Below are 15,556 nucleotides of genomic sequence, written 5' to 3'. Positions count from 1 at the left end.
GTAACAGCTATAGATTGACAGGTGAACAAAATGAACGGCATTTTATAAAATGAAAGTGCTTACAATTTGGTATTCACACACCATCGACAAAAGAGGCCGAAAGGGGAAGGTCTGGCATGACAAGCAAAAGGTTCGGAATCATCAGTCTGGTAATGGTTATGATGGCATCTATGATCGCTGCTTGCTCAGGGAGCTCGGGTAAGGAGCCTGCGTCGGGAGATAGCAAGGAGAAGGTCACATTCACGTATTTTAATGCCACGGCGGGAAGAGACATTAATACCAATGAAACGCGGATCGGAAAAATACTGGAAGATCAGACCGGCGTGAACTGGAAGCTGGAGCATTTGGTAGGGGATTCGAATACGAAGATCGGCACGTTTATTGCTAGTAATGACTATCCAGACGTGATTGTACCAGATGGCACGATTGATAAACTGCTGGATGCCGGGGCTTTTATTCCCCTGAATGATTTGATCGATAAATATGGGCCCAATATCAAGCGTGTATATGGACCGTACTACAATCTGATGAAAGCGGAGGATGGGAATATCTATTTCCTGCCATTCAGTGCGGTGGTCGGTGATTATTTGTCTGCTCCTAATATAGAGCAGGGAGCTTTTTGGATACAGCGTAGAGTGTTGAAGGAGGCGGGATACCCAAAAATAAAAACTTTAGATGAGTACTTGGCTCTGATTCGGAACTATGCGAAAAAGCATGCAGACGAGGGATTAACCGGGTACTTGGCGTTAACCACGCAGGATAGGTTTTATGCGCTTACGAATGCGCCGATGCATCTGGCAGGCTATCCCAATGATGGCGGCACGATTATTGATATGAAAACACACCAGGCGACGGATTATGGAGATGAGGAAATCACAAAGCGGTATCTCCAGGAACTGAATCAGCTTAACGCAGAGGGTCTATTCGATAAATCCTCCTTTGTAGACAATTACGATCAATATTTGGCGAAGCTAACCTCGGGTAAGGTGCTGGGCTTTTTCGATTATCGCTGGCAGGCAGGGCAGTCTCTAAATAACCTGCAGGAGGCTTCCAAGCGTTCGGGTAATGATGATCTGGAATATGTAGGGCTGCCTGTTGTATACGACCGGAATATAAAGGATCAGTATCTTGATCCGTCGTCATTTGTTAATAACCGAGGCATTGGAATTACGGTCAGTGCCAAGGACCCGGTACGTATCATCAAATTTTTCAACAATCTGCTGACCGATGAGAATCAAGTGTTATCCAACTGGGGGATCAAAGGTGAAACCTATGATGTAGATAAAAATGGGCGCTTTTATCGGACCAAGGAGCAAATTAAGAAGACGGGTGAGGATGCGTTCCGTGACTCATTTGGGTTCAAATATTTTGAATACAGCTGGCCGCGATACGGTAACGGTTCTTCCTTGCCCGACGGCAACTCGGCTAGCCCCGGACGGCAGCCTGAGGTTGCGCGTATGTCGTATACCGAAGGTGATAAAAAGCTGCTTAAAGCGAACGGTGTAGAGTCTTTCTCGCAGATGTTTTCCGCACCTGACGAACGTCCATGGTTCCCGGCCTGGAGCATTCAGGTTGCCCAAGGCTCACCTGCGCAGATCTTCCAGCAAAAGAAAGGAGACCTGCAGCGCAAATATTTCCCGCGCTTGGTACTGTCTGCACCGGAACAATTTGATGCCATTTGGAACGAATACACCACCGAGTTTAACAAGCTGGATGTGAAGGCCTTTGAGGAGCTGATCACGAAGGAGGTTGCCAAAAAAATCAAGATGGTCGGGAAAAAATAAAGGAGGAAGCAGCTATGAGCTACACGTCACCGCAACCTGTTACGACCTCCCCGGGCCATGTGTCGCCCTCACGGCGAACCGGCTTTAGGGGATTTATACACAAGCTGAACCAGCAGCGTGCACTCGTATGGATGTCCGTCCCTTTTTTAATCTGGCTGTTTATATTTAAATATTTACCTCTTTGGGGCTGGACGATTGCTTTCCAGGATTTTAAGCCTGCCCGCAAGTTGCTTGATCAGCATTGGGTTGGATTGAAGCATTTCCGTTTTCTATTTCAGGATGAACACTTTCTGCGGGTGATGCGCAATACGCTGGCGATGAGCTTTATTAACCTGGTGCTGGGCTTTGTCACCGCTATAGCATTGGCGATTTTGCTGAATGAGCTTCGTCAGATTGTGTTCAAGCGAGTGGTGCAGACGATCAGCTATTTGCCGCACTTTATTTCATGGGTGGTCGCAGCCAGCATTATCAGTACAGCGCTATCAGCGGACGGCGGCATTGTCAATGAGGTGCTGATGTGGCTTGGGCTGATTAAGGAACCTATTCTGTGGTTAGGTGAGGGAAGCTACTTTTGGGGTATTCTCGGTGCGTCAGAGGTATGGAAAAATGTCGGCTGGAATACCATCATTTATTTGGCTGCGATGACCATGATTGATCCTTCGCAGTATGAAGCGGCCGAGATGGATGGAGCAGGGCGGTTTCAGCGAATTTGGCATGTGACATTGCCGGGATTAAAGCCTGTATTTATTATCCTGCTGATTATGAACATTGGCAACTTGCTGGAATCAGGCTTTGAACCGCAATATTTACTGGGTAACGGCATGAACGTAGATTACTCGGAAAATCTGGATATTTTCGTACTGAAATATGGTATCCAGATGGGCAACTTTTCGCTTTCCATTGCTGCTGGAATGTTCAAAACGGTGGTTAGCTTCATTCTGTTGTTTAGCGCCAATCATATTGCGAAGCGGTTAGGGGAGGAGCGGTTGTTCTGAAAAAGAGTGAGTTATGGGGGGGATAAGGTCGCTTCGCGTGCGGATTGTTCTTCCGATCGCTGTTATCCCCGGATTTTCTTATAGGAATAAGAAGAATAGGTTAAAATCCGGGGATAAAGGCGAGCGCTCCGCTTCTTCAGAACAATTCCGCCCGCCCCGCTGCCATCCCCCGTAAAGTCACTTTTTTAAGAACTGAAGGTAGTGGCAGGGAAGAACTTAAGGAAGGCGCGTGCCCATGCATTCTACGGGGAAGGTCAGTGGATTTTTAACAGGCCGCTTCGCGGACCTCATCAAGATATTACCAACTAACTACAACACGACTTCTTATAGCCCCATAATAATCCACATAATTCACTCCAATTGCCACTAATATACACACTCAAAATGACTGTTCCAAGTAACAGCACCAACAAACTCTACGAATAATCAATCGGATTTAAGTACAGGGCTAGGCGATGTTTTAGAAAGGAGAGGAAGTCATGGGCAAAGGGAAGGCCGGACACGGGCGATTTCGGGCACCCTCGGATCGGGTTTTTGATGCGTGCAATGTTGTGTTTATGCTGTGCCTAATGGTGTTCACGCTGTATCCATTTTTAAATACGTTGGCGGTTTCATTAAATGAAGCGAATGATTCCATTCGGGGCGGGATTTATTTGTGGCCGCGTGAATTCACGTGGAGCAATTATGAATTTGTATTCAAGGAAGCGACGATTTTCCATGCTACGCTGATTTCTGTATTACGTACGGTCGCGGGTACAGTGACCTCAGTGTTTTGCTGCGCGATGGTGGCGTATACGATCAGCCGACCGGAATATGTGCTGCGCAAACTTGTTTCGATTGCTTTTATTTTGACGATGTATTTTAGCGGTGGATTGATCCCCAATTTTCTCTTGATTCGTGAGCTTGGGATGCTGGGAACCTTTTGGGTGTATATCGTGCCGGGGTTGATCGGGGTGTTTAATGTCATAGTCATCCGCTCCTTTATTGAGGGATTGCCAGAGGGGATTTTGGAGTCGGCGCGTATTGACGGGGCTGGGGAGTTTGCTACTTTTATGCGCATTGTTTTGCCGCTGTGTGTGCCAGTGCTGGCAACGGTATCCCTGTTCACGGCGGTCTCGCAATGGAATTCCTGGTTCGATGTATTTTTGTACAACTCGTCGTATGAGCAATGGAGCACTCTCCAATATGAGCTAATGAAAATTCTGCAAAATTCCAATACATCCGTGAACGCTCAGGACTATGCCAGCCAATTTGCAGGGTCGGAAAATCTGGCGAAGGTGGTTACGCCTACCTCTATTCGCGCCACGATGACGATTGTCGCCTCAGTGCCTATTATTTTAGTCTATCCGTTTTTACAAAAATACTTTGTGAAGGGTATGACCTTGGGAGGTGTCAAAGGATAGTAAATATTTCACTTTCATTCTAACAGCCGTTTCCAATCCGCAGATAACTATAATCCAAGGGTGCCAAGTATGAATTCAAAATTTGAGTGTAGGAGAGATTGCTGTGCGGTCATGTTGGTATACGCCTTTTTGTCTGATGCTGGCTGGAGCGCTGTTGTTATCACCTATCGGATGTTGGGGAACGTCTGTAGCGAAGGCAGCTCCGTCTATGGAACATTCTCCGTCGGTATCGGACATGGTACTATCTGCGGGGAAGACCATTAAAACGTATGGATTTGAGCAAGGAAACAGTGACGGCTGGAAGCCACGGGGAGCTTATACCCAAATTACATCTGTCACGGAAGCGGCCTATGGTGGCACGCACAGTCTGAAGGCAACTGCTCGTACGGCGGCTTGGAATGGAGCAGAGTTAGATGTGAAGCCACTGTTGCTGCCGGATGTGGAGTACGAAATTAGCGGGTATGTGAAACTGGACGGCAATGCGGCAATTCCAAGCGTGGTTAAGCTTACGATGGAGCAGCAGCCGATAGGCGGGACTACAGCATGGAAGACTGTAGCACAGACGGAAAAGGCAGATACTTCGTGGATTAAACTTCAGGGGAGATATACGTTTACCGGGGAGATGAATGCATTGAAGCTGTATGTGGAGAACTCGAATCCCGCTCAGGCCTACTATGTGGATGAGGTGGAAATTAGGCAGGTATCAGCAACACCGACGAATCCTACAAGTGGGATTGTATCTGGGTTCGAAGATGGCACAGCCCAAGGTTGGGTATCCCGCTTGGGAGCCGAGACCGTGCAGGTCTCGAATGCCGATGCACGGACCGGCTCATACAGTCTGCTGACAACGGGCAGACAAAAGGCATATGCCGGCCCCAAGCTGGACGTGACTACCACGATGCAAAAGGACAACCGATATACGGTCAGCGCCTGGGTGAAGCTGGCGCCAGGTGAGCAGCCTGCCAAGGTGAGGATCAGCGTACAGCGTGATTACCAAGGTCAAAGTGCATATGAAACGGTTGCAGGCGATACAGCTATCACGACAGGGGGATGGATGCATTTGTCGGGTACGTATACGCTCGCACATGATGCAGATACCGTTTCTATGTACCTGGAATCGTCAGAAGGGACGTCTTCCTTTTATATGGATGATTTCGAATTGTCCCTGGTGCCGCCGCTGGCAATTGAGAAGGACATACCTTCTTTGCATGGATTGTATCAGGGACAGTTCAGCATCGGCACAGCGATTGAGGCTTTCCAGACCGAAGGGGCTTACGGAGAACTGGTACAGAAGCATTTTAACAGCATTGTTGCAGGGAATGCGATGAAGCCGGTCTCCTTGCAACCATCCGAGGGGCAGTTCCATTGGGAGGAAGCAGACCAAATTGTGCAATTTGCCAGAGAGCACGGATTGGAAATTCGTTTCCATACCTTAGTGTGGCATAACCAGACCGGGGATTGGATGTTTAAGGACAAAAATGGACAGCCGATGACACCAACTGCTGAGAATAAAAAGCTTTTGCTGGACCGTCTGGAGACGCATATTCGTACTGTTGCCGCCCGGTATAAAAATGTCATTACCGATTGGGATGTGGTGAATGAAGTCATTGATCCTGATCAGCCCGACGGCATGCGCCGCAGCAAGTGGTATCAGATTACAGGAACTGATTATATTGAAAAAGCGTTCCGTGTCACGAGGGAAGTGGCGGGTCCGAACGCGCGGTTGTTCATTAACGATTACAATACCCATGAACCGAAGAAACGGGATTTTCTGTACAATCTGGTGCGTGATTTGCTTGCCAAAGGTGTACCGATTGACGGCGTGGGTCACCAATCGCATATCCGCCTGGAGTTCCCTACTATTGCCGAAATCGAGCAATCCATCGAGAAGTTTGCTTCACTCGGACTGGATAATCAGATCACGGAGCTGGATATGGGACTTTATCCCAATGATACGGATCGCTACGAAACGATTCCTGAAGCCCTGCTGATCCGGCAGGCTTACCGTTATCAGGCGTTGTTCGATATGTTTACAAGACAGCAGGATCATATCAGCAATGTGACCATTTGGGGTACAGATGATGGTAATACGTGGCTTAGTACGTTCCCGATTGCCCGGCTGGATAAGCCGCTGCTGTTCGATGAACGGTTAAAGGCCAAATATGCGTATTGGGCGCTGGTTGATCCATCCAAAGTGCCGCCGCTGCCAGCAGGGGGTAACGAATAAATGAGTTGAGACGGAGAAGTAGAAGACTAAGATTTTACTTCATTTAAACACAAACAAAGCAGGCTGCCCTTACATGCTCGGACATGTAGGGACAGCCTGCTTTGTTATCGTAAAGGAAAAAGCAGTTTTATTCTAAATTGGCGTGTTGACCATACATGGATTCGGAGGTCAGCTTGCGCAGCTTCATCGTTCTGAGCACCAACGCATCGCCATACAGCAGCAGGGTTTGTTCAAACAGTGAGCCCATGGGCTGAATGGTTTGGTAATTCTTGTTGGATGGGTCCTTGGGTGCGCCGGGCAGCCTGACGATGATATCGGCCAGTTTGCCGATGGTGGACTCGGGGGAAGTGGTAAGAAGCGCCAGTGAGGCCCCGAGTTTTTTCGCTTTGTCTGCCATGGACGCTAGGCTTTTGGTTTCACCAGAGCCTGAACCGATAATCAGTAGATCGCCCTCGCCCAAACCAGGGGTTACGGTTTCCCCAACGACGTAAGCTTGAATTCCCATATGCATCAGCCGCATGGCCAGCGAGCGAATCATGAACCCTGAGCGCCCCGCTCCTGCTACGAATACCTTATTCGCAGCAGTGATGGAATGGATCAGCTGTTCCGATTCGGTATCGCTGATTAGCTGTGGCACGAATTGCAGTTCCTTGATGACCTCAGATAAATATTGAGAGGTTTCCATTGGATTAACCTTGTTTAATAAGCTGCTGCATTTGCGAAGCTACAGCCTTTTTGTCGTCTTCGCCAGTGATACCGCCGCCTACGATAACCAGATCCGGTTGGGCTTTTACCACTTCAGCCAATGTACTCAGCTTGATGCCGCCAGCTACGGCTGTTTTGGAGTTTTTTACGACTTTTTTGACGGTTTGCAGTGCCTCGAACGGACTTTGTCCTTCCGCTTGTAGATCGTAGCCAGTATGCACACAGATATAGTCAACGCCTAAAGCGTCGATTTCTTTCGCACGTTGCTCCAGGTTTTTGACACCGATCATGTCCACTAGGATTTTCTTACCGCCTTGTTTCTTAGCTTCTTCTACAGCACCTTTGATCGTTGCATCTTCAGCTACAGCCAAAATCGTCACGATGTCTGCACCAGCCTCGGAAGCTTTCAGCACTTCATAGCCCCCTGCGTCCATAACTTTCAGGTCAGCCAGCACTTTTAGGTTGGGAAATGCTTCTTTCATTGCTTTTACAGCATGAAGTCCTTCATTGATGACAATCGGCGTACCAATTTCTACGATATCAATATACGATTCTACTTCTTTTACCAATGCGATACCTTGCGGGATATCTACCAAGTCTAAAGCCAATTGAAGTTCCATGTTATTAACTTCACTCCTTAAGTGAATTTGTATTTGGATGAACAGGTACATGTTTTGTTGAGTCGTACTTATACTTTGTTCTCATGCACAGGTTTGATTGTAAGGCCCCGGTATTCGGTTGAACAGTACGCACTAATTCGTAACGTAGTTACCCTGACGATACTATAGATCATAAAAACCACCCATAAGAGAGCCAATCTTTTGTCTTCTTTAGCATTATTTCAATAATGAAAACCCTCTATTTGTGACCCGTAAATATACATATCTATGTCAGATTGCAAAAATATGAATGTACCGAGGATTGAATTGACTTCAAGTTAGGTTTTGACTATATTTGTAATATACTGGTATGTAAAAAAGGAAGCTAACAGCATAACTACCCTGAAGAATAGCCGCTAGGCTAGGGGGGAACGTAATTTTCAGGATAGGGAGGCGGGGTTTAGTGGAAGAGGTCCTGAATCAAAGAGGAGCTATTTATTTGTTGTCGGACAGCCACGCGCTTGATAAAGCTTGCGAGTTGTTTAGAATCAGCTACACACATAATGATTGGGATGAAGCGAACAAGGTTGCGGATTATCTGCATTCGTTGGCTGAAAGCCTGTATCACACCCAACTGAGAAATGCTGCGGACAGCAAGTATGAGACATTGGACACCAAACACCCGCTGGTGTTTTATTATGCTTACAGTTATCTAGCGAAATCGATTTATTATCAGAATATGGGCCAGTATGAGAAAGCCAGAGATTATATTATGAAGTATAGCGAAATGGGCTGGTTTATGGGGCTGGATCAAAGCGGTCACGAAGAAGTAGAGAGATTCCGTTTTCTCGCCAAGGCCAATTTATATATGATTGATTTACTTTCGGGGAAGAAGGAGCTTTTACCGGAATATGTTCAGTTTCTTCACAACAATGACGAGGAGCTACTACCAGGATTGGTTGGTATTACTGAAGCAGCTAACTTGAACAATTGGGATATTGACGACCTGCTGAACGAGTTTGCCGATGATATTGAGATATTTGAAGGTTATGAAGATAGAGCCAACCGCGTATATTATTTAAAACTGGTCAACCAATTAGCTATTTACTATTTGAAAAAGAAGCAGTATATCGTTGCCTTGAATTATATCCTTGTTTCTCTGCAATTCTCTATTGGTGTAGAAGCCGATGCCGATTTTAGAACACTGGTTGCACTATTCGAGACTTACCGAGATTGGGCAACACCGTCCCAGCAAGAGCAATACCAAACCATTTTATTAAGGGGCCTTCATAATGAAAAAGGCATTAAGCTCGATAACTATGGTCTTAGCGTTTCTTAGTGTTGCTTGAGTTTCAGACTTCGATCGTCAGACCCAGTAGGAATTTTGTAAATAAGGGGAGCGCACTTTTTCGCCATCTGCGGATCAGTGTGCTCCCCTTTCTCATACCAATTAACGATGTTATTTATTTTACAATATAGGAAGTCAGGTTATCGGCCAGATGTTGCATCGTTTCGCTCGCCTTTTGCATACGTTCCATGACTTCGGTGAAAGAGCCTACCAGAGTCGCCTGCTCTTGAGAAGAAGAAACGATTTGCTCTATTTCCTGCTCCATTTGACGAATGGAGTTCTGCACATCCTTAAGGGCTCCCTCGATATCGACCGTCGCTTTTTTGGACTCTACGGACAGCTTGCGTACTTCTTGAGCAACGATACCGAAGCCTGCTCCTGCTTCTCCGACACGTGCGGCTTCGATCGCGGCATTCAATCCAAGCAGGTTAGTTTGATCGGAAATTTCCTTGATAAATACAGCAACCTGATTAATTTTCCCCGAGTTTTGTACGGCAATTTGGGTGTTCTTCAAAATGTGCTCACTGGTAGCCTGTAGCTCCTCCGAATGCGCTGTTACATGCTGCACCATCTCAATGAGCTGCTCGGTAATGGAGAGGTTTTCGGATACGATTTGATCTAGTTGATTTTTGTTGGTCAAATTATAGGAGGCGGCAAACGCTGCGATGACCTCCCCTTTATCGTCAAGTACAGGAATACTGACCATATCAAGAGGATATCCCAGGACTTCAGCTGGAATATGGGTCAAGCTGGTCTCACGTCCATTTTTAAGCATGGCAAAATTTTTGTAGTCCTCCAGCAGCTCCGAGCCTGTTTCAAAGCCGAGGTCCATCCCCTCCGATTGGGTGTAAGCCAGAACGTGAGTGCGGTCGAAGAGAGCAAGGGTTACTTTCTCACGCATCACCTGTTGTATGTAGGGAATAGCTACAATTAATGCATCTATTGTATTCAAATGGACTACCTACCTTTCTTTACTAAATATATTTTTTATAGTCTTATATAATTGTCGGTCTGAAGACGGATAAAAGTTATAAAGGTATTGAAATTTAAAGGGATATGAGAGCTTCAATAAAAAAAGGCCTATCGTTTCGTAATGGAAACGATAGGCCTTCGTCTTTCATCTAAACGTGTCAGTGTGTGTATACGTGATTCACTTGCCGCGTTGCTCAAACAATTGTGCAATTTCCACAATAACCTTGGTGGCAAGTACCATGTTGTCCACTGACACATACTCGTACTTACCGTGATAGTTCTCCCCACCTGTGAAAATATTCGGTGTAGGCAGACCCATGTAAGACAGCTGTGAACCGTCTGTGCCTCCACGAATCGGCTTGATAATGGGCTCAATATTCAGCTTTGTCATTGCTTCATGAGCGATATCGACGATATGTTTCACAGGCTCGATTTTCTCTTTCATGTTGTAATACTGGTCTCTCAGCTCCAGCGTGATACGGTTATCTCCATAGGCAGCCTGGAGCTCTTTTACGATATTTGCCAAATAAGCTTTTCGGTTTTCGAAGCTCTCGCGATCAAAATCACGGATAATATAGTATAGTTTGGCTTGTTCTGCTGTGCCTGTAGACTCCAGCAGGTGATAGAAGCCATCATACCCGTCTGTATATTCCGGGGCTTCATTCACAGGTAATCTACTGTGCAGCTCCATAGCGATTTTGGCAGCGTGGATCATTTTGTTTTTAGCCGTACCTGGATGTACATTCACACCATGAATGGTAATATGAGCAGCCGCGGCGTTGAAGCTCTCATACTCCAGCTCTCCGAGCGGTCCGCCGTCTACCGTATAAGCATATTCAGCACCAAAAGCGGCTACATCAAAGCGCTCAGGTCCTCTTCCAATCTCTTCGTCCGGTGTAAAAGCAACGCGAATTTTGCCATGTTGAATTTCGGGATGATCAATCAGATAGTGGATCGCTGTCATGATTTCTGCGATGCCAGCTTTGTTGTCTGCACCGAGCAGGGTGGTACCATCTGTTGTGATTAGGGTGTGGCCCTTATATTGAGTCAATTCGGGGAACTCGCGTGGAGAAAGTACTACACCCAGCGAGGCATTCAGCGTGATATCGCCTCCATCGTAATTCTCTGTCAACTGCGGCTTCACTCCTGCGCCAGTTAGCTCAGTAGCCGTATCGAGGTGGGCCAGAAAACCAATGACGGGCACTTCTTTATTCGTATTGGAGGGAAGGGTTGCCATTACATAACCATGGTCATCAATGGTTACGTCTGTCATACCGATGGCTTTCAGTTCGTCCACCAGGAGGTTGCCCAATGTGAGCTGCCCGGGTGTGGTGGGGCAAGTGTGGCTGCTTTCGTCAGATTGGGTATCTACCTGAACATAGGTAGTCAGGCGGTCAATCAGTTCCTGTTTCATGTGGTTATCCTCCTTGGGTCTTTTCCATTATGGTACGTATTTTATCATGATTAGGCTTATAGTATGAAAAAAATGGTTTAACCTTTCAACATGACAGGTTTTGTAGGAGTCTGCAAAGGATCTGAGAGGGCAACTCCTTTTAACATACATAGAGTACGTTAATCTATAAGTCTTTTAAATTGTGTCTTATTACTGAGTCACTTAACGTTACGTTCATAGATTGGAAGCATAGAATACATTATCAAACGCAAGGGAGGTGAAGACTATGGCGATTCTTTTACCTTCGCAATTCTACAATCTTGCTGCTGGTGTGGGTAAGTCCTTTTTTGAAAACCTGAGAGGCGGTAGTAATGCTACGATTACTGTGAATAATACAGGTGCCAATCCGGTTGATCTTGTGGTTACCCGCGTCAATGCTCCTGTGATCACTTATGTGATCCCGGCGGGCAACAGCCTTACGTTAGAAGTTGCTCTGCTGCTGGTAGCTGCTCTTCAGGCGACTCCAGTTGGAGCAGTAACAGGTACCATCCAAATTGCTACCGCTGATTTTTAATCTGTAACGACTTGACCCTCTAACTCTAGCTTTGCCGAAAGGCAAGGTTAGAGTTTTTTTATTGTTTGAAATTTTCTGAAACTTTTTTCAGGCTGTGCCGATATATACATATGACATCGTAAATAACACATCGAAAAGGAGTACCCTGTATGAGCTTTAGCAATCCGGTTTTACGTGATGACATCTTTTTGCGTGAAGATGAAAGAGAAGCTAGCGAACAACGTATGACCATCGGAGGAACGGTGAACAAAACGTTACTTCTGCTGGTCCTACTTATCGTTTCTAGCAGTATTACCTGGTATATGACCTACCAAGGAACCGTAGAGGTGCTATCGTTGCTGACGGCAGGCTTTATTGGGATGGCAGGCGTAGCACTTGCGATATCCTTTTTTCCCAAAACGGCTCCATTGCTTTCTCCTGTATATGCGATTCTGAGTGGTTTTGCTTTGGGTGGCGTTTCCGCTTTTATGGAGTATGAGTACCCTGGAATTGTAGTTAATGCCATTTTGCTGACTGTGGGTATCTTGTTCTTGATGCTCTTTATGTATACACAGCGAATCATTAAGGTGACGCGCGGCTTTATCTCATTTGTTGTCCTATGTACGATGGCGATTTTTCTGGTGACGTTGGTTGATTTTATTTTAAATTTTTTCGGTATGAATGTTCCGTACATCCATGAAACGGGCTGGGTGGGTATTGGCATTAGTTTATTTATCGTCATCATTGCCGCTTTGAATTTGCTCGTAGATTTTAATTTCATTGAGGAACAAGCTAATCAAGGTGCACCCAAATATATGGAATGGTATGGTGCTTTTGGATTGCTGGTAACGTTAGTGTGGCTATATGTACGAATATTGGATCTGTTAGCTAAGCTTAGCAATAGGGACTAAGGTCTGCGACTATTTCATATGGTTCAAGTAGGATGAGAAGAGAAGGACGGCTGAATGTCGTCCTTTTTTGTATGAAAGAGGCGGTTTAAAAAGTGCATTTTACGTTAAATACATAGAAGTTGGGTAAAACATAGAGGATAGATAGGTGAGGAGTGAGGTATATGTATCAAGTGGTGCTGGTGAGGCATGGAGAAAGCGTATATAACCGCCAAAACTTGTTCACAGGCTGGACGGATGTCGATCTAACTGAACAGGGAACTCATGAGGCTATCGAGGCAGGACGTATCCTCAAGGAGGCTGGGTATACGTTTGATCTGGCATTTGCTTCTGTGCTAAAACGTTCTATCCGCACGTTGTATCATATTTTGGATGAGCTGGATCATCTGTGGATACCTGTGCAGAAGTCATGGAAGCTGAATGAACGCCACTATGGTGCTCTTCAGGGGCTCAGCAAGCTGGATTCCGCCGTGCAATACGGCGAGGAACAGGTTCATATTTGGCGGCGTAGCTTGACGGTGCGGCCACCCATGTTGGATGAGCAGGATAAACGGAGTCCACATCGGGAAGAGCGTTATCGCCATATTAAACCGGAGGAGCTGCCGCTCGGGGAGAGCCTGGAGGACACTGTGCATCGGGTTGGTGAGTTTTGGAAACAACGGATCGTGCCATTGATTCTTAAAAAGGACCGGGTTATCATTTCCGCACATGGTAATACTTTGCGGGCCTTGATCAAGTACATGGAGAATCTCGACGAAACCGCATTGCTGGATTTGAACATTCCGACAGGTATCCCACTGGTGTATGAGCTGGATGAGCATATTGATCCTATCCGGCGTTTCTATCTTGGTGATCCGAGTCATGTAGAGGCCAAGAAACAGGCTGTGGCCAACCAAGGCAAGGTGACGGAGTGATTCTTTATATACAAAGAGGACAGGACGCTTCCTTGCATCCTGTCCTCTTAATGTTGATATACATCAAGCGTTCGCGGTATCCTCTGTTTCCAGGCTGTCTTCCTCAGTAGGAAGTGCCCATACCGATACACTGCCGGCACGAACGGGAAATATGCCGTAGCCATCCTGTTCGATCTTTACAGTATGATCGTGATGCCCGGTCAAATCGGTCCATTTTTCTCCTGCACGTTGTTTACCTACGAACATGCGTTTTTCCCCGTTATTTGCGTTGGTGATCACCACAGCACATCCAGAGCCGTGCAGCTCAGGAATGCCCTGACGAACCCATCCAATCGTATGGGGATCATCAAAATAATCTTTTTGCTCACCATAAGCTTTGTGATACCGGGCATATAGGAGCGGATCTAGCTCAGCCTGCTTGCCTTTCACAGGCGTTTGTCCCTGGATACCGTAGTAATCACCGTAGAATACGCAGGGATAACCATCTTTGCGCAGTAGGATGAGTGCATAGGCACTGGGCTTGAACCAGTCCTCCACCCAGGATTCGAGCGCTTCGTGCGGCTGGGAATCATGATTATCGACAAAAGTAACCGAGTTCAGGGGATGGGTATGAACCAGCGTATCCTCGAAAATGGTGCTTAAATCGAAATCCTTACCCCCCAAGGAAGCGCTATGTAGTTTGTAGTGGAGGGATACGTCAAACAGGTCGATTTTATAATCGATGGTATCCAGAAACTTTTGACACGATTCCAGATCCGGTTTCCAAAATTCGCCTACCATATAAAAATCCTGCCCACGCTTTTTAATCATTTCTGTAGCAAACTCTCGTACAAATTCATGATTAATATGCTTGATCGCATCCAGACGGAATCCGTTGCATTGTAGAGTATCCACGAGCCATTTGCCCCAGCGGATCATTTCCTTGCGCACATCCTGATGATTATAGTCAATATTGGCGAACATTAAATAATCATAATTGCCGAATTCATCATCTACATTATCGCTCCAGTTTTTATTTTTACCTAAAATACGATAGATTCCTGTCCGGTCCTGACTTGCATCGTAATCCGTTCCGTTAAAATGTTCGAAGTTCCATTGAAATGTGGAATACTTCCCTTGTCGGCCGGGGAATGTAAATTTAGTCCAGCCTTCGATATCAAAGGGTTCGGAAATGACCTCATTACGGTTATCCGGATTAACCTCGACGACCTTGAATACTTCGGTTTCATCCGCACCAGCCTTATGGTTCATGACCAGATCGACATAGACGGCTACGCCGTGGCGAACGCAGGATGCGACAGCTTCCAGCAGGTCTTCCCTGGTTCCGTATTTGGTGCGCACTGCACCTTTTTGGTCAAATTCGCCCAGATCGTAAAGGTCATAGACGCCGTAACCCGTATCCTCGGGCGATTGGCCTTTGGTGACAGGTGGAATCCATATCGCGTCAATTCCTTTGGCCTTCAGTTCCGGTGCCAGGCGGGCAAGCTTTTTCCAGTGAGAACCGTCAGCTTCGACATTCCACTCAAAAAATTGCATCATCGTATGGTTCCTTTTCATGTGCGTCCCTCCTTCATATATAACAAGTTACCCACCAAGTGAGGGGGGCTAAACGTCTGATGGCCAATATGATGTTGATGAAGAACATGGATCGCTGTATAACGTATGCTAAATCATTAAAATTTGTTATACCTTGAGTGATCACAACGACTCAATGGCTAGAAAAGGAAGCGTGAAAACGGTAAAATGAATCTAACT

General features: G+C 46.3%; 13 protein-coding genes. 8 read left to right on the top strand and 5 right to left on the bottom strand.

Going from position 1 to position 15,556, the window contains the following annotated elements; all coding sequences use genetic code 11:
• The first annotated feature begins 116 nt into the window (after positions 1 to 116).
• From ACN6NF_RS24185 to ACN6NF_RS24170, 4 genes are all read left to right on the top strand, one after another.
• Positions 117 to 1,784: an ABC transporter substrate-binding protein gene (locus ACN6NF_RS24185; RefSeq protein WP_474320026.1), complete on the top strand. Its 1,668-nt coding sequence runs from the start codon at positions 117 to 119 to the stop codon at positions 1,782 to 1,784.
• A 14-nt stretch (positions 1,785 to 1,798) separates the two neighbouring features.
• Positions 1,799 to 2,779, top strand: a complete 981-nt coding sequence (locus ACN6NF_RS24180) for an ABC transporter permease (protein WP_474320025.1) — start codon at positions 1,799 to 1,801, stop codon at positions 2,777 to 2,779.
• A 479-nt stretch (positions 2,780 to 3,258) separates the two neighbouring features.
• Positions 3,259 to 4,182: a carbohydrate ABC transporter permease gene (locus tag ACN6NF_RS24175; protein WP_474320024.1), complete on the top strand. Its 924-nt coding sequence runs from the start codon at positions 3,259 to 3,261 to the stop codon at positions 4,180 to 4,182.
• A gap of 103 nt (positions 4,183 to 4,285) precedes the next feature.
• Positions 4,286 to 6,409 (top strand): endo-1,4-beta-xylanase, encoded by a 2,124-nt coding sequence (locus tag ACN6NF_RS24170; RefSeq protein ID WP_474320023.1) that lies wholly within the window; start codon positions 4,286 to 4,288, stop codon positions 6,407 to 6,409.
• A 127-nt stretch (positions 6,410 to 6,536) separates the two neighbouring features.
• On the opposite strand, the gene hxlB is transcribed toward ACN6NF_RS24170, so the two are convergent.
• Positions 6,537 to 7,094, bottom strand: a complete 558-nt coding sequence (gene hxlB / locus ACN6NF_RS24165; RefSeq protein WP_474320021.1) for a 6-phospho-3-hexuloisomerase — start codon at positions 7,092 to 7,094, stop codon at positions 6,537 to 6,539.
• Positions 7,095 to 7,098: 4 nt separating this feature from the next.
• Positions 7,099 to 7,734 (bottom strand): 3-hexulose-6-phosphate synthase, encoded by a 636-nt coding sequence (gene hxlA / locus ACN6NF_RS24160; RefSeq protein WP_013312540.1) that lies wholly within the window; start codon positions 7,732 to 7,734, stop codon positions 7,099 to 7,101.
• 442 nt (positions 7,735 to 8,176) lie between these two features.
• On the opposite strand from hxlA, the gene ACN6NF_RS24155 reads away from it, so the two are divergent.
• Entirely contained in the window at positions 8,177 to 9,052 is an 876-nt protein-coding gene (locus ACN6NF_RS24155; RefSeq protein ID WP_474320019.1) for a DNA-binding protein, read from the top strand.
• Between the two features lie 124 nt (positions 9,053 to 9,176).
• Here ACN6NF_RS24155 and ACN6NF_RS24150 read toward each other — a convergent pair whose 3' ends face one another.
• Positions 9,177 to 10,013, bottom strand: coding sequence for a methyl-accepting chemotaxis protein (locus ACN6NF_RS24150; protein WP_474320018.1), 837 nt, complete (start codon positions 10,011 to 10,013; stop codon positions 9,177 to 9,179).
• Positions 10,014 to 10,211: 198 nt separating this feature from the next.
• Positions 10,212 to 11,447, bottom strand: a complete 1,236-nt coding sequence (pepT, locus tag ACN6NF_RS24145; RefSeq protein WP_474320016.1) for a peptidase T — start codon at positions 11,445 to 11,447, stop codon at positions 10,212 to 10,214.
• Between the two features lie 265 nt (positions 11,448 to 11,712).
• Between pepT and ACN6NF_RS24140 the strand changes: the two genes are divergently transcribed.
• The 3 genes from ACN6NF_RS24140 (at position 11,713) to gpmA (ending at position 13,801) form a co-directional block, all read left to right on the top strand.
• Complete coding sequence (locus tag ACN6NF_RS24140; RefSeq protein WP_019688939.1) at positions 11,713 to 12,000, top strand: hypothetical protein; 288 nt, start codon at positions 11,713 to 11,715, stop codon at positions 11,998 to 12,000.
• Between the two features lie 149 nt (positions 12,001 to 12,149).
• Entirely contained in the window at positions 12,150 to 12,890 is a 741-nt protein-coding gene (locus tag ACN6NF_RS24135; protein ID WP_474320015.1) for a Bax inhibitor-1/YccA family protein, read from the top strand.
• A gap of 161 nt (positions 12,891 to 13,051) precedes the next feature.
• Complete coding sequence (gpmA, locus tag ACN6NF_RS24130) at positions 13,052 to 13,801, top strand: 2,3-diphosphoglycerate-dependent phosphoglycerate mutase (RefSeq protein ID WP_474320014.1); 750 nt, start codon at positions 13,052 to 13,054, stop codon at positions 13,799 to 13,801.
• 63 nt (positions 13,802 to 13,864) lie between these two features.
• Here the strand turns inward: gpmA and ACN6NF_RS24125 are convergent, their stop codons facing one another.
• On the bottom strand, positions 13,865 to 15,358 hold the full coding sequence (locus ACN6NF_RS24125) for an alpha-amylase (RefSeq protein WP_474320012.1): 1,494 nt from the start codon (positions 15,356 to 15,358) through the stop codon (positions 13,865 to 13,867).
• Between the last annotated feature and the right edge of the window lie 198 nt (positions 15,359 to 15,556).

The organism is Paenibacillus sp. TSM33 (assembly GCF_056099025.1).
Note: the sequence above shows the minus strand (reverse complement) of the source record. Positions and strands in the feature narration are given on the sequence as shown.

Coding starts and splice junctions, on each gene's coding strand:
- hxlB (WP_474320021.1), bottom strand. CDS start 7,094: ATGGAAACCTCTCAATATTTATCTGAGGTCATCAAGGAACTGCAATTC.
- hxlA (WP_013312540.1), bottom strand. CDS start 7,734: ATGGAACTTCAATTGGCTTTAGACTTGGTAGATATCCCGCAAGGTATC.
- ACN6NF_RS24125 (WP_474320012.1), bottom strand. CDS start 15,358: ATGAAAAGGAACCATACGATGATGCAATTTTTTGAGTGGAATGTCGAA.
- ACN6NF_RS24185 (WP_474320026.1), top strand. CDS start 117: ATGACAAGCAAAAGGTTCGGAATCATCAGTCTGGTAATGGTTATGATG.
- ACN6NF_RS24180 (WP_474320025.1), top strand. CDS start 1,799: ATGAGCTACACGTCACCGCAACCTGTTACGACCTCCCCGGGCCATGTG.
- ACN6NF_RS24135 (WP_474320015.1), top strand. CDS start 12,150: ATGAGCTTTAGCAATCCGGTTTTACGTGATGACATCTTTTTGCGTGAA.
- gpmA (WP_474320014.1), top strand. CDS start 13,052: ATGTATCAAGTGGTGCTGGTGAGGCATGGAGAAAGCGTATATAACCGC.
- ACN6NF_RS24140 (WP_019688939.1), top strand. CDS start 11,713: ATGGCGATTCTTTTACCTTCGCAATTCTACAATCTTGCTGCTGGTGTG.
- ACN6NF_RS24175 (WP_474320024.1), top strand. CDS start 3,259: ATGGGCAAAGGGAAGGCCGGACACGGGCGATTTCGGGCACCCTCGGAT.
- pepT (WP_474320016.1), bottom strand. CDS start 11,447: ATGAAACAGGAACTGATTGACCGCCTGACTACCTATGTTCAGGTAGAT.